Source organism: Clostridium sp. (genome assembly GCF_036646415.1).
Classification (GTDB): domain Bacteria; phylum Bacillota; class Clostridia; order Clostridiales; family Clostridiaceae; genus Clostridium_J.
Genome location: NZ_JAVXMF010000014.1, coordinates 65,156 through 80,526, shown reverse-complemented (window position 1 = coordinate 80,526; position 15,371 = coordinate 65,156). Strand labels below are relative to the sequence as shown.

Genomic DNA, 15,371 nt, shown 5'->3' with positions numbered 1-15,371 from the left:
ATGGAGGAAATGATGGATAAATTAAACAGAAATGATGACTGCTGGTGTAAAAGTGGGTTAAAATATAAAAAATGTCATATGGAACAAGATAAATACTTAGAGAAATTAAGTAACCAATATGGATATCAAATACCTAGAGAAATAATAAAATCTAAGGAGGATATCGAAGGAATAAGAAGGAGCTGTACTTTAACTAAAGAGATATTAGATATGGTTGAAGAAAAGATAACATCAGGGATATCTACAGAAGAGGTAAATAAATGGGTTCATGAATATACAGTATCACATGGAGCTTATCCAGCACCACTAGGATATCATGGATTTCCTAAGAGTACTTGTGTATCAATAAATAGTGTGGTTTGTCATGGAATACCCAATGAAGATACTATAATAAATGATGGTGATATAGTTAATGTAGATGTTACATGTATTTTAGATGGATATTATGGGGATTCAAACAGAACATTTTTAATTGGAAATGTGAGTGATAAGGCAAGAGATTTAGTAGAAACAGCTAAAGAGTGTTTAAGAAAAGGTATAGAAGAAATAAAACCATTTAATACTTTAGGAGATATAGGCTTTGTTATAAATGAATTAGCTACTAGTAAAGGATATTCAGTAGTATATGAATATGGTGGTCATGGTATTGGAAATGAGTTTCATGAAGAACCTTTTGTTCCTCACATAGGTGAAAGAGGTGAGGGAATGATATTATTACCAGGAATGATATTTACAGTTGAGCCAATGATTAATGAAGGGGTACCGGAAACTGTAGTATTAGAAGATGATTGGACTGCAATTACTGAAGATGATTTATTATCAGCTCAATGGGAGCATACTATACTTGTTACAGATGAGGGTTATGAAATATTAACTTAAATTAAGTTAATATATTTTAGTGAAAATTTACAAGGTTTTAATTGGGATTTCAATATATTACATATTATGGACAAGTGTGGTATAATGATGTTTATATAATAATTAACAAATTTATACAAAAATTAAGAATTTATTATTTTAGGTGGGTGGGTATTTAGTATGAAGATGGTGAATGGACGATATAGAATAGTTGAATTATTACATCAGAGTAGGACATACTCAGTATATGAAGCTATGGATATGATGCAAGGAATAGTTAGAGTTAAATTATGTATCCTTAATACCACTCATATAGAGCAACGATTACTTGAGTTTTGTATAAGTGAATTTGAGAGAATAAATTATATAGATAAGACTACAACTGTAAATATTTTAGACTTTGGAGTAGTAGTAAATTTAGATAATAAAAATAATAAAGAAAATTATTACTATACTACAGAGTGGATTGGTGAATATAAACCATTATTAGATTTTGTAGAAGATATTTCTGAAGAAGCATTGATAAATACTTTTTCGGAAGTATGTAAATTAGCATATAGCCAATCATATAGTTATCACAAGATAATGCCACTTAAAGTGGAAAGCATATATGTTACACAAGATTTCAAGGTTAAACTCAAAGATAAAATAACAACATTACTTGAATATAGAGAAATTGGCATAGCTAATTATTATGAACATGACGAAGATGTAATAGAAGGGGTAGCTAGCAAATCTACTGAAACTAGTTACTATATAGAGAAATTGGCAGAAATACTAGTCAATATCGTTCTAAAAAATAAACGCAAATATAGAGATAACAAGACATGTAAAAGTATCATAAGGTGTATAAATAAGACCGACAACTCTAAATATAAACATTTGTTTGGAAATAAAATACATGAATTGTTATGTGAGCTATGTAATAATAGTGAAGAAAATAGATATAATAACATACTTGATATCATAGACCATATAAATGACTTATATGGTAAAGATTATAAATATAAAGTTAATGATGAATTAGAAAACATTAGTTTTAACATACCGATAATAGGAAGAAATGAAGAGATAAAGGCTATTTTAACATCTATAAATAATATTGAAAAATATCATGAATCAAAGAATATAATTTTAGTTCATGGTGAAATTGGAATAGGTAAGAGTAGATTAATCGACCACATAAAGTATAGAATAAACATTGAAGAAAATAAAGATGGTAAAAATATTAACTGTATTCACATTAAAAGTAATAAAGAAGATTCAACTAAATTAATAATTAACCAGTTATTGAGGCAAATAGTAAGTGTTGCAGATAAGAGTTTGGTAAATAAGTACAAAAAAGATCTGATTAACTTTGTACCTGACATGTATGGAGAAGAAAAACAAGAAGGTTGTAAGCTACATGGATTAAATAGTAAATCAAGATTTATACTTATCGCAAAAATATCTTCATTTTTACAAGAATACTATAGTGAGAACCCAGGAATAATTATCGCTGATGATATGAATATATATGACGATTTTACGTTAGGCGTAATACAGTATATTTTAAACAAGACTACTGTAGGAAGTAATATCATAGGAATACTATCATATAGAGATGGAGATTGTCTTAACAATTCTAAGTTTACAGAAATTATAGAACAAATTACAAATAAAGTTAATTTAAATATTCATCTAAGACCTTTATCAGAGGATAAAGCTGGACAAGTCTTAAAAAATATTTTAAATTTACAAAATATATCAGAAGAATTTATGAATATGTTCTACAAGTATTCAAGAGGCAATCCTCTATTTATAGAGGAAGCATTAAAAGATCTATCTGCGAGAAAAGTCATATATATGGATAAGGATACTGGTATATGGAATAAAATTGATGATCATGAAATATTTATGTCTACCAATATGGAAGATGTTTGTAAGAATCAATTAAAAGAATTAGACAAGGTATTCTATAATGTTTTGTACAATATGTCATTCTTTTATATGCCTATATCTGTTGATATATTAAAAGAACTTATAGGTATAGATGAAAAAGTTATAATCAATATAGTTGAAGAGTTAGTATCAAAGGGAATACTATACAGTAGTATAAGTGATAATGGCTTTGTATACACATTCTATAATAGATTTTTAAAAAATTATTTATATAGAAGTGTAGATGATTATGAAAAAGAAAATGTTCATAATAAAATTTCAGAAATACTTATAAAATATTGTGCAAGAGATTTTAATATTTATATAGAGGAGACTATTTATCACTTAGAGATAATAGGTGATAAGGAAAGATTAATTTATTATTATAAGAAAAATGAAGAAAGATTAGAATCTATAAATAATAGTAATGAATCAATAAGATGTAATCTTAAAATACTAGATATTATTGATAATCTAGAGGATAAAGATAAGGTCACTAAAGATCAAATAGAAGCTAATATGAGATTAGGTAATTTATATAATAAATTATCTGAAAAAATTATAAGTCTCAGATATTATGATAATGCAATAAAACTATGTAGTAAAGTCAATGAGGTAATAAAAAGTATTGATATTATGGTAGAAATGGTATCAATATATATAGACTTAAATAAAAATGAAGAAGTTGACTATTATACAAGTGAAATAGCAAAGGCCTTGAAGAAAGTTGACTATATTACAGGTAAAATAAAATATTTAAGGATCCAATCAATAAATTTATTTAAAAATCAAGAATATGAGAAGTTAAAGAAATTAAGTAACTATGGGATGAGTATTTGTAAGGAAGACCACATAGACTATATGGTTATATTTTCAAACATGTACTGTAATGCATTAATCTCACAGAGCAAGGTCCAAGAAGCTTTAGACATAACAAAAAAAACTATTAAGAATTGTTATGAAAATAACTATGTTAGTGGACTTATAAGAGCATATAATAACATAGGAGTAATATATGCTGATTATATCCAATCTGGAGAAGAAGCTTTAGCATGGTTTGTGAAGATTTATAATCTCAACAAGGATGGCAATAATAGATCTTTTGATGTAACAGCTGGATCTAATATAGGATTTATAAACTATGTATTATTAAATTATGATGAAGCATACAAATATTTAATTGAGTCATCTAATAAGGCAATAGAAGAGCAACTTGTATATATGAATTTTTATAATTATGTTTATATAGGATCTGTGTTATTTAAACAAGGGAAATATTTGGAGTGTTTTAGATACGTGGAACTTTGTAATAATTATATAGAGGTTAATTCAGATTATGGACAAGATTTAGCACCTTATTACACACTTTTATACTATGTAAATAGTTTATTGGCTGACAGTGAAAAGGCTAAGGAATACTTGCTTAAAGGGAAAAAAGTATTTGATGGTTCAGATTCATTGATGAATCATAAGTTAGAACTTCTTCATATGATTAGTAGTGTATATTCTAATGAGAATTTAATTACTGTAGACAATGTAATTAGTGTTAGTGAAAAAATATTATATATAGACTTGAGAATATCAATGTTAGCTGAGGGTGCAATTCAACTAATAAACAAAGGACAAAAAAACAAGGCAAAGAAATTATACGAATACATGAATAAGTTACGAAAATATGTAAAGTCAAATACAAATAAACTGACATTAGACTATATCGGATGTAAATTACATGCTGGAATATCTTTTACTGATTTAGAAAAATCCATATCTTTGTATAAAGACGTCAAGAATCCAACTATAATGTGGAGAGTATACTCAACAATAGGTTATTTTTATTATAATAACTCTAATTATTCATATGCCGCCAGATATCTAGTAGAAGCGTGTGATATGATAGTAGAAATTCTAATTCAAATCCCAAGGCATAATAAAAAGGCATTCTTGAGAAAAGAAAAGTATATGATTGAGTGTTTTGAAATGCTTTTAGACATAAAGAGCTATTATAATCATAAAATTAGTAGTGAACCTATTTCTATAGATATAGAAACTACAGAAAATATAGAAGAACTATTTCAAATTATTCTTGAGAGTGATTTTATAAATGATGACTTTATAAAATCATTAAGAAATTATAGTGATTATGAATTAAGAGCAATTGATAATATTGAGGATCTTTTAAATAGCTTATGTGGAAATAGTCAAGACAGTATGGAATTGATATGTAAATATATAAGTCATATAACTTTAGCTTCAAAGGCAATGGTAATAATAGAAAATGATAATAAATTTTCAGTTATAACAAGCAATGCTGAGGAAAAGGAATTACCAGAGGATATGACTGTAGTGAATATTTCAAGAAATAAGGGTATGCCAATAATGGTGAATAGGGGATTAATTAAAGATGCCAATGGAAATGTACTAAGTTACGATGTAGAAAGTCCTATTAAATCATCAATGTGCGTGCCTATAACACAAATTGTAGAAAATATAAATAGAGTCAGTAAATATGATTATGAGCATGATGTTTTAGGATATATATATGTAGAATGTGATAGAAAGCTAAACAATATAAATAAAGATAGTATTAATAAGTGTATAACCATAGGTAAAATATTATATATGATAATTGATAAGCTTAATGTTAAAGCAAGTTCTACAATAGATAAACTTACAAACACATTGACAAGGAAGTATTTAGAGATATTCATTCATGAACAAATAGACAGAGTTAGTAACCTAGGTGGTGAATTCTCAACTATAATGGTAGATATAGACAAGTTTAAAAGTATTAACGATACATTTGGACATAGAACGGGAGATCAAGTACTAAGTAAACTATGTAATGAAATAATAAAAAATATACGTAAAGATGATGTAATTGGTAGATATGGTGGAGAAGAATTTATCATAGTGTTGCCAAATACGGGAATCGAAGAAGCGGAAACTATTGCAGAAAGAATTAGGATAAAGATATATGAAGCTAAAATTATGGGGGATAAGCGAGATGTGACGGTAAGCTTAGGAATAGCCAATTATCCCAATCATACCAATATTTATGAAGAACTTATAGAGAAGTCAGACCAGGCTTTATATGTAGCTAAAAATAGTGGACGTAATATTACTAGGGTTTGGAATGAGTCTTACGGGTCTAAAATTAGTACTACTAACAGATTAAGTGGAATATTCGTGGGTAATGGAAATCAGGATTATAAGAATGTATCTACAGTAATTGAGTTTATAGACTTAATTAATGCGGAGACGGAGATAGAAGAGAAATTTATGATTATAATAAATAGAATTGCAGAGATTACAGAGTCTGATTTGTGTACATTATTTCAGGTAAATGAAGGTGAACTTACAAATATATATTCTAAAGTAGTAGGTCAAGGTAGTGACGTAGTTGGTGGACTATATAACTATGATAGGATAAAATCATCTATAGCCTTAGGAGAAAATATTTGTGGAGTAGATTGGGATTATGTACAGGAATATGAAGAAATTAAAGATATTCCTGATTTGAAATCTAATATGGTAGTGTTACTAAAGGATAAAACAAAGATTATTGGGGTAATATACTTATCAGTTTCTATTACCCATAAGGAATTTACCTATGATGAATTGAATTTTGTTAATACATTGGCAAAGATTATGGTTCCAATACTTAGTAATAAGGAATAAGGTTTTAGATAAAAAACATATAATTAAAAGATAAAGAGTTAATGCTAAAAACTTTAGTATTAACTCTTTATAATATATAATTAATTTAAGGAATAACTTCTAAAATAATGAATTATAGTTATAAAGTGTGGTACAAAACTAAGGCTATTTAAATTTATATGTTAAATTTAATATGAAACTTATATTATGACTAAAATAGTGAATATTAAACTACGACAGATAGATAATAGTAACATTAGAAATTAAAGAAGTATATTTTAATATAGGTAGGAGGAAAAGTATGAATTATAATATAGGTCAGATATATCATGGTTTTAAATTAGATAAAGAGGAAAAGGTAGAGGAGATAAACTCTATATCAAGAATATTTACACATGAAAAAACAGGAGCAAGACTTTTACATTTAGAAAATGATGATTCTAATAAGGTTTTTACAATAGGGTTTAAGACACCACCAAAGGACGATACAGGTGTTGCACATATATTAGAACATAGTGTGCTTTGTGGGTCTAGAAAGTTTCCTACAAAGGAGCCATTTGTAGAGCTTATAAAAGGTTCTTTAAATACTTTTTTAAATGCAATGACTTTTAGTGACAAAACCATATATCCATTAGCAAGTAAAAATGAAAAAGACTTTTTCAACTTAATGGATGTATATTTAGATGCAGTTTTTTATCCTAATATATATAATACTAAGGAAATCTTAATGCAAGAAGGTTGGCATTATGAGTTAGAAAATGCTGAGGATGATTTAAGCTATAAGGGTGTTGTATATAATGAGATGAAGGGTGCATTCTCATCGCCAGATGGTGTTTTAATGAGGAAGATACAAGAATCATTATTTGAACATAATACCTATGTATTTGAATCAGGCGGAGATCCAGATTCAATACCTAATTTAACAGAGGAAGAATTTTTAGGATTCCATAGCAAGTATTATCATCCATCAAACAGCTATATATTCTTATATGGAGATGGAAATTTAGATAAGATGTTAGAATTTATAAATGATAATTACTTAGTTAATTTTGATAAAAAGGAAATAGATTCAGAAATTCTACCTGAAGAGTCCTTTGAAAATATAAAAGAAGTTATATACGAATATTCTATATCAGAAGAAGATGGGGAAAGTGAAAAAACTTTTATGGCTTTAAACTTTGTCACTGGAGAATCTACTGATGATGAATTATATTTAAGTTTAAGCACTTTAGAATATCTATTATTAGAGACTCAAGGAGCACCTCTTAAGCAAGCACTACTTGATGCTAACTTAGGAAAAGATGTTTATGGAAGTTATGATAATAGTATTTTACAACCGGTGTTTAGTATAGTACTTAAAAATAGTGAGAAGGATAAAAAAGAAAAATTTAAAGAGGTTGTGTTTAGCACATTAAAATCTTTAGTAGATAAAGGAATAGATAAGAAACTTATAGAGGCATGTGTTAATATTACAGAATTTAAATTAAGAGAAGCAGATTTTCAAGGTATGCCTAAGGGATTATTCTATTATATGACTGCTATGGATAGCTGGCTTCATGGCGGAGATCCTCTAAGGCACTTAAAATATGAGAAGAGCATTGAGAAGATGAAGACTGGGTTAACATCTAATTATTTTGAAAATCTTATAGAAAAGTATCTATTAAATAATAATCATGGCTCTCTTATAGTACTATGCCCTAAGAAAGGGTTAGCAGAGGAAAAAGATAAGCAGCTAAATAAGAAGTTGCAAGATTATAAAGCTAACCTATCTATGGAAGAAGTTCAAAGCATTGTAAACGAAACAAAGAGTTTAATAAATAGACAAACAACTCCAGATTCACATGAAATTTTAGAGACTATACCGGTATTATCACTTGAAGATATAGAAGAGAAGATTGATGAGTTAAAGGTAAATGAAATAGATACCAAAGGAATTAAAATACTTCATCATGATGTATTTACTAGTAAGATAGCTTATTTAAGTTTTATGTTTAATAGTAAATGTTTAGATCAAGAGGATATTCCGTATATAAGTTTATTAAGTACTTTACTTGGTAAAGTAAATACTAAAACTTATAGCTATAGTGATTTATCTAATGAGATACTAATAAATACTGGTGGAATGTATTTTAAAAATGAAGTTTATGGAGATAGTAAGGATGTACTTAAGTATAGTCCATACTTTGAAGGTCATTGTAGTGTAGTTGTAGATAAGTTGCCAAAAGCTTTAGAGATACTGAGTGATATAATCGAAAATACTGTATTTAATGATAAAAAGAGAATAAGAGAATTGACTAGAGTTTTAATATCAAGAATTGAAATGAAGCTTATAGATAGAGGGCATCAAGTGGCAACAACTAGATTAGGTTCATATTTCTCACCAGCTTATTCATATATAGAGAATACATCCGGATATGAATTTTATAAATTTTTAAAGGAATTTGAAAATAATTTTGATGGAAGAATCGATGAAGTTGTTATAAAGTTAGAAGCTATGAAGAAAAAGATTTTTAATAAAAACAACTTAATTGTAACAGTAACAGGTCAAATGGAAGAGGTTGAAGCTGTTGATGAAAATATTTCTACAATCTTAAATGTATTATCAGATGAATCTATAGAGGTTAAGGAATATGAATTTATAGAAGAAAACAAAAATGAAGGTATGCTTACACCATCAAATGTACAGTATGTAGCAAAAGGATATAACTATAAAAAATTAGGCTATGAATTTACCGGGAAATTATTAGTTCTAAAAACTATAATAGGTATGGATTATCTATGGAATAAAGTTAGAGTACAAGGTGGAGCATATGGAGCATTTGCAAACATCGTTAGAAGTGGTAATTTAATGTTTGCAAGTTATAGAGATCCTAATATAAAAGAGACGCTAAAAGCTTATGATGAGACTTCAAAATATGTAGCAGATTTTACAACTACAGATAGGGAAATGTTGAAGTATATAATAGGAACAATTAGTGAATTAGATATGCCATTAACACCATCAATGGCTGGAGATACTGCAATAAGTTATTATATAAGAGGAATATCACAAGAAGATAGACAACGAGAAAGAAAAGAAGTTTTAACAACTACTGTAAAAGATATTAATGGATTCTCAAAATTAATAGCTGATGTAACTGATAAAAACTTTATTGTAGTTCTTGGAAATGATGGTAAGATTAAAAATGATAAGGATATATTTAAAAATTTAGAAAATGTATTTAACTAAGGTGTGTGAAGAAATGTTTAAAGAAAGTAATGGAGCAGAAATTTCGGGAAATAATATATATTATGAGGGTAATACCACATTAGAAAATGTCCTAGGAGAAATACTAGTGAGTAAAGGGCTTACCATTGCGACGGCAGAGTCATGCACTGGAGGTATGGTAGCAGCAAGATTAATAAATTACCCAGGAATTTCTCAAAGTTTACTTGAGGGAGTAGTAACTTATAGTAATCAGGCTAAGATGAATAGAATAGATGTGAAAAAAGAAACTCTTGATAAATTTGGTGCAGTAAGTCATCAGGTTGCAGGTGAAATGGCCATGGGAGTATCAAAAACATCAGGAGCAGATATAGGAATCTCAACTACAGGAGTAGCTGGACCAGGTGGTGGAACTGCTGAAAAACCAGTAGGTAGAGTATATGTAGGGATATACTATAATAATGAAGTTACTACAAAGGAATTAAATCTTGTAGGAGATAGGCAGAAGATAAGAGAAAGAACAACTGTAATTCTTTTAGATATGCTTAGAAGACTTCTCTTAAGTTAAAGTGAAAATTTAAAACCATAGAAAAACATCCCATGTTATTATGGGATGTTATTTTTTATTCTTTTAACCTCATCCTTAGGAGGCTGTTGTATATAAGTGTTTACAAGGTTGCTTACATTAATGTAACCATTACCTTGCTTATATTTTTTATCATTTATTAGAGTAGAATTAATTTTTAATAAGGTATATATATCATCAAAGGTATAGTTGTTATTTATTTCAAATAAAAGTGCACATATACCAGCTATAAAGGCACAAGATATGGATGTACCACTACTTGTAGTATAAAGAGAAGTAAGTGGTGATGGGTAAAGCTTTTCGCCATCACGTTCTGACACATAAGAACGATCAGAATTTAGAGAAATAATATCATCACTAGCAGCTACAAAGTCTGGTTTCTTTAAAAATTTTATGGATCCACAGCAAGAATATTCGCTTGTAGAATAGGATGTACTTGTATTAATACCCCCTATGGTAAGTACCTTATCAGATAGAGCTATACCTTTTATTGTATCTTCCTTATTTTCATTATTACCAGCAGGAACAACTATTAATATGTTTTTCTTTTTAAACATTGCAAAGAGTTTATCATAAAGAGAAAGAGTAAATTTATTTAAGGTGGTTATCTCAAATGGAGCGCAAATAACCTTAATATTAAATTCATCACTAAGATTATATAGACATTCTAGAGCGTAAAGTGTAGAAGATACATAGCTTTTACCAAATTTGTTAAAGGCTTTAATCATAACTAAATCACTATTAACCGCAATCCCACGGTGCTTAATTTTTTTATTACTACCATCTCCACAAATTACTCCAGAGATAAATGTTCCGTGGCCGTTGTCATCATAAGGGTATGTGGCTCCATTAATTAGATCAATGAATTTCTTAACCTTATTTGAGGGGATGGTTAAATCCATATGAGGATAAACGCCGCTGTCTATGATGCCAATCCCAATACCTTTACCAGAAACTTGCTTTTCCTTAATGATTTCAAATTTTTTGTTATCTAAAAATATACCATTAGCATGGAGTACGTTTTTACTGCAAAGAAAGGCTATATCATCAAGACATATATATTTAACCTCAGGCAGCTCAATAATTCTTTTTATTGCTGTTTTGGTAACTAGTACACATAAACAATGTAAGGACTTTATATTATAAAGGATTTCACCTTTTAAGGATTTCACCTTTTTTTCTATTGAATCTTTAATGCTTCCATATTTTATTATAACTCTATATTTATTATACATATTGCTATCAATTATATCTTTTAGCGTAGGATCAAGCTTTTTACTGAAAAACATAGTAATACTCCTTGCATACTTATTACACTTATCAGTATATGTAAAACTTAGACATTTGTTAAAGCTTTAAATTAATATACAAATTTAAAAAGCTAACATACAAAAGTTTATAACTTTTATACATTAGCTTTAATTTTATAATTTATATATTTCTTTACACATACTAAAGAAAGCTCTAGCAATGGGAGTAAGTGTGCGTTTTGAGCTAACAACTAAGAAAATATCTCTATTTAGATCAAGACCTTGAATTCTACTAATACGCATATCTCCACTTATTATACAGTCTTCACATAGACTTTTGCTGATTATGGAAATACCAAGTCCAAGTCCAATAAATTTTAGTTGAGCATGGACACTATCAACTTCACAAAGAATTTTAAATTTTCTCAGGTCGATATTATGATAATGAAGTTGACTTTCTAAAGTATGTCTAGTAGCAGATTCCTTTTCTCTAATTATAAAAGGATATTTAATTAAATCATCCATAGATATTATATCAGGAAGATTTAATTTAGAGTTAGAAATTACAACTAATTCATCCTTCATAATCTTATAACTATTTATTTTAGGGTTATTTATTATTGTACCAACTAATCCAATTTCACATTTAAGATCTATAATATCTTTTATTATAGAAACTGAACCCTGTTCTTTAATGTTAAATTTAACATTTGTATAAAGATCATTAAATTTTGATACAAGAGTTGGTAATAAAGAATTGCAAGGAGTGGTGCTAGCAGCAATATTAAGAGTTCCAGCAATGGTATTATTAAAATTAGCTAAATCGGTAATAGCATTATTTCTTGTATTTATAATATCATTAGCATATTGTAGAAAAGATTCGCCTATAGGGGTTAAATTAACCTCTTTTGAGGTTCTATCAAATAACTGTATATTAAGCTCACGCTCCAAACTAGATATATGTGAACTTATAGTAGGTTGAGATAAATAAATAGCATTAGCAGCTTTAGAAAAACTTCTAAGCTTAGATACCGTAATAAATGCTTCTAATTGTTTAAAATCCATGGACTACCTCCAATTTAAGTATTCTGAACAAAATGAGCTTATAATATGAAGCTTACTTTGTTCAGAATAATCTTCATTAAGACTAATAAATATTCTATTCAACATAAAAATAGAAAAGATAAAAACTATCCTTTCCATTTAAAAATTATGATTCCAGCTATCATTATAATTACACCAATGCATTCACGAATACCACAACTATAGGCTTTAGATCCAAACCAACCAAAGTGGGTAATAAGGGCAGCTGCAATAAGTTGAGCTACAAGGATTATTGATACCGCTACAGCGGGTCCAAGACTAGACATGCCTTTAATTACTGTAAAAGTAATTAGGGTACCTAGAACACCGGCTAAGAGATAAAGTTTATTAGCATCTTTTAAATTTCTAAAATTACCATCTCCAATAAATAGTAAGACAACTATGGCAGTTACAAGTGCTATAGCCTGAGTCAACACAACGGTTTCCCATTGACCAACCTTTTTTGAAAGTTCTGTATTAAAAACCCCTTGAACACTCATGGTAATACCTGCAATTATTGAGAAAATTATACCCCACATAGAGTTTATCACCATCCTTTTAAAGATAGTTTACCCTAATAAAAATATAATTATTTAAGTTTTAATCACTATAATTAAGTGTTTTATAATATATGTATCTTGAACTATATATCTAAATATTTAACAGCTATATCCTATATTCTAAAAATCACTTAAGGAATAACTTTTAATTAGAGTATCACGTCTATTGTTTAACTGTTTCCATACTTCTATTTTACTTACTTTTGTGAAATTAAGTGGTTCAGTTTTGGTCTTAGAGTCATCTATGAAAAAATTATTATTAACACAGGCTTTTCTAATAGCATTATTGGCATTAGAAATAGGCATGTTAAAGTATTCAGAAGTTGAAAAGTCTTTGACACTGATACCGTGGGTATTAAACATATCAAACATACCTCTAGATATTTTATTTATATACCCTTTATCTCTAACTTTTAAGTTTACTGTATTCGAAGTATCGTTAATATAAATATCATTATCAATCCCAACTTTAAATTTTTTATAAGGAGATAAGATTTTTTTTATTATATCGTCCAATTTATCAAGTTCTGTATTAGATACAGAACCTAGAGGAATGTATAAACTAGATATATTTTTATATAACCTATATTTCTTATTTAAAAATTTTTGAATAGATATAATATCATCAATAGAATTATCATCCACTAATGCAACTAAATAATATTTCATTTTTTTCCTCCCATTATGTAAAATTTTCATTATAAACTATTATATCACAAATAAAATAATTTCAATGCTATAATTAAAAGTATTATAACATAATATTATAGGTTATAATATGTTATATAATGAATTATATCTAAGTATTTACAGTATATTTTACATTGAAATAAATTCTAAGAAAAAATAGGTTTTAATTTTAAAAATTTTATTAAAATGTAGTAACAATGTGATATAATTATGATTATGAGATTTTAGACACTAAAATAAAAGATTAAAATAAGTTAACATATATTATATATGGATATTATATAAATAGTGAGGATGATACCTATATGGAAAAGTTAGTTATAAATGGAGGAAATCCATTATTCGGAAATGTAAATATTGATGGAGCAAAGAATGCAGCAGTAGCAATTTTACCAGCAGCAATTTTAGCAGCTAAGGGAGTTTGCACAATAGACAATGTTCCCAATATAGAAGATATTAATTGTTTAGAAATTATTCTAAAATATTTAGGATGTAAAGTTGAGGCAGGTTGTAACTGTATTTCAATAGACAGTACAGACATTGTAACAACAAATGCTACAATTCCTGAAGTAAGAAAAATGAGAGCGTCTTATTATTTATTAGGGGCACTTCTTGCAAGATTTAAAAAAGCTAGAGTTGAACTTCCTGGTGGATGTCCAATTGGAGATAGACCTATTGATCAACACATCAAGGGATTTGAAGCGTTAGGTGCAACGGTTACAATAGAACATGGCGCAGTAAATATTATTGCAGATAAACTAGTTGGAACAACTATATATTTTGATGTGGTAAGTGTTGGAGCTACAATAAATATTATGCTTGCAGCAACTCTTGCAGAAGGAGTTACAATACTTGAAAATGCAGCAAAGGAACCACATGTAGTAGATGTAGCAAACTTTTTAAATACAATGGGTGCTAATGTTAAAGGTGCTGGAACAGATGTAATTAAGATTACTGGAGTAGAAGAACTCTCAGGATGTAATTATTCTGTTATACCTGATCAGATAGAAGCTGGAACATTTATGATAGCAACAGCAGCTTGTGGTGGAGAAGTTGTTTTAAATAACGTAATTCCAAAACACTTAGAATCTATTTCTGCAAAGCTTGTAGAGATGGGGGTAGAAGTGGTAGAACATGATGACTCAGTTACAATAAAGAGTCAAAAGGAATTAAAGGGTGTAAATATAAAAACTCTTCCATACCCTGGATTCCCAACAGATGTTCAACAACCAATTAGTACGCTTTTGACTATTGCACAAGGAAGAAGCATAGTAAATGAAAGTATATATGAATGCAGATTTAAGCACGTTGATGAATTAAAGAAAATGGGCGCAAATGTTAAAATAGAGGGTAAAATAGCTATAATTGATGGTGTGGAAAAACTAACAGGGGCTAAGGTTCGTGCTACTGATTTAAGAGCTGGAGCAGCATTAGTAATTGCAGGACTTTCAGCACAGGGAAAAACTGAAGTAGAAGGAATAGAGCATATAGATAGGGGATATCTATACATTGAAGAGAAATTTAAAGCACTAGGTGCGGACATTTTAAGAGTGAAGAACTAG

Annotated in this window: 8 protein-coding genes and 1 pseudogene; 5 read left to right on the top strand and 4 right to left on the bottom strand. The window is 28.3% G+C overall.

What is annotated here, in order from left to right:
- The first annotated feature begins 12 nt into the window (after positions 1 to 12).
- From map to RSD37_RS10760, 4 genes and pseudogenes are all read left to right on the top strand, one after another.
- Complete coding sequence (gene map / locus RSD37_RS10775; RefSeq protein ID WP_346946744.1) at positions 13 to 879, top strand: type I methionyl aminopeptidase; 867 nt, start codon at positions 13 to 15, stop codon at positions 877 to 879.
- 159 nt (positions 880 to 1,038) lie between these two features.
- Complete coding sequence (locus RSD37_RS10770; RefSeq protein WP_346946743.1) at positions 1,039 to 6,456, top strand: diguanylate cyclase; 5,418 nt, start codon at positions 1,039 to 1,041, stop codon at positions 6,454 to 6,456.
- A 280-nt stretch (positions 6,457 to 6,736) separates the two neighbouring features.
- Positions 6,737 to 9,664, top strand: coding sequence for an insulinase family protein (locus RSD37_RS10765; protein WP_346946742.1), 2,928 nt, complete (start codon positions 6,737 to 6,739; stop codon positions 9,662 to 9,664).
- A 52-nt stretch (positions 9,665 to 9,716) separates the two neighbouring features.
- A pseudogene (locus RSD37_RS10760) lies at positions 9,717 to 10,208 on the top strand (nicotinamide-nucleotide amidohydrolase family protein); the annotation flags it as partial.
- 38 nt (positions 10,209 to 10,246) lie between these two features.
- Here the strand turns inward: RSD37_RS10760 and RSD37_RS10755 are convergent.
- The 4 genes from RSD37_RS10755 to RSD37_RS10740 form a co-directional block, all read right to left on the bottom strand.
- Positions 10,247 to 11,515 (bottom strand): S8 family serine peptidase, encoded by a 1,269-nt coding sequence (locus RSD37_RS10755; RefSeq protein WP_346946741.1) that lies wholly within the window; start codon positions 11,513 to 11,515, stop codon positions 10,247 to 10,249.
- Positions 11,516 to 11,650: 135 nt separating this feature from the next.
- The gene (locus tag RSD37_RS10750) at positions 11,651 to 12,541 is read right to left on the bottom strand and encodes a selenium metabolism-associated LysR family transcriptional regulator (protein WP_346946740.1); all 891 of its coding nucleotides are present in this window, start codon (positions 12,539 to 12,541) and stop codon (positions 11,651 to 11,653) included.
- Between the two features lie 125 nt (positions 12,542 to 12,666).
- Positions 12,667 to 13,098, bottom strand: coding sequence for a DMT family transporter (locus tag RSD37_RS10745; RefSeq protein WP_346946739.1), 432 nt, complete (start codon positions 13,096 to 13,098; stop codon positions 12,667 to 12,669).
- A gap of 141 nt (positions 13,099 to 13,239) precedes the next feature.
- Positions 13,240 to 13,788 (bottom strand): hypothetical protein, encoded by a 549-nt coding sequence (locus tag RSD37_RS10740; RefSeq protein WP_346946738.1) that lies wholly within the window; start codon positions 13,786 to 13,788, stop codon positions 13,240 to 13,242.
- 326 nt (positions 13,789 to 14,114) lie between these two features.
- Between RSD37_RS10740 and RSD37_RS10735 the strand changes: the two genes are divergently transcribed.
- Complete coding sequence (locus tag RSD37_RS10735) at positions 14,115 to 15,371, top strand: UDP-N-acetylglucosamine 1-carboxyvinyltransferase (protein ID WP_346946737.1); 1,257 nt, start codon at positions 14,115 to 14,117, stop codon at positions 15,369 to 15,371.

What these genes read in the sequence shown, in the direction of transcription:
- map (WP_346946744.1), top strand. Translation starts at nt 13, where the DNA reads ATGGATAAATTAAACAGAAATGATGACTGCTGGTGTAAAAGTGGGTTA.
- RSD37_RS10770 (WP_346946743.1), top strand. Translation starts at nt 1,039, where the DNA reads ATGAAGATGGTGAATGGACGATATAGAATAGTTGAATTATTACATCAG.
- RSD37_RS10765 (WP_346946742.1), top strand. Translation starts at nt 6,737, where the DNA reads ATGAATTATAATATAGGTCAGATATATCATGGTTTTAAATTAGATAAA.
- RSD37_RS10755 (WP_346946741.1), bottom strand. Translation starts at nt 11,515, where the DNA reads ATGTTTTTCAGTAAAAAGCTTGATCCTACGCTAAAAGATATAATTGAT.
- RSD37_RS10750 (WP_346946740.1), bottom strand. Translation starts at nt 12,541, where the DNA reads ATGGATTTTAAACAATTAGAAGCATTTATTACGGTATCTAAGCTTAGA.
- RSD37_RS10745 (WP_346946739.1), bottom strand. Translation starts at nt 13,098, where the DNA reads ATGTGGGGTATAATTTTCTCAATAATTGCAGGTATTACCATGAGTGTT.
- RSD37_RS10740 (WP_346946738.1), bottom strand. Translation starts at nt 13,788, where the DNA reads ATGAAATATTATTTAGTTGCATTAGTGGATGATAATTCTATTGATGAT.
- RSD37_RS10735 (WP_346946737.1), top strand. Translation starts at nt 14,115, where the DNA reads ATGGAAAAGTTAGTTATAAATGGAGGAAATCCATTATTCGGAAATGTA.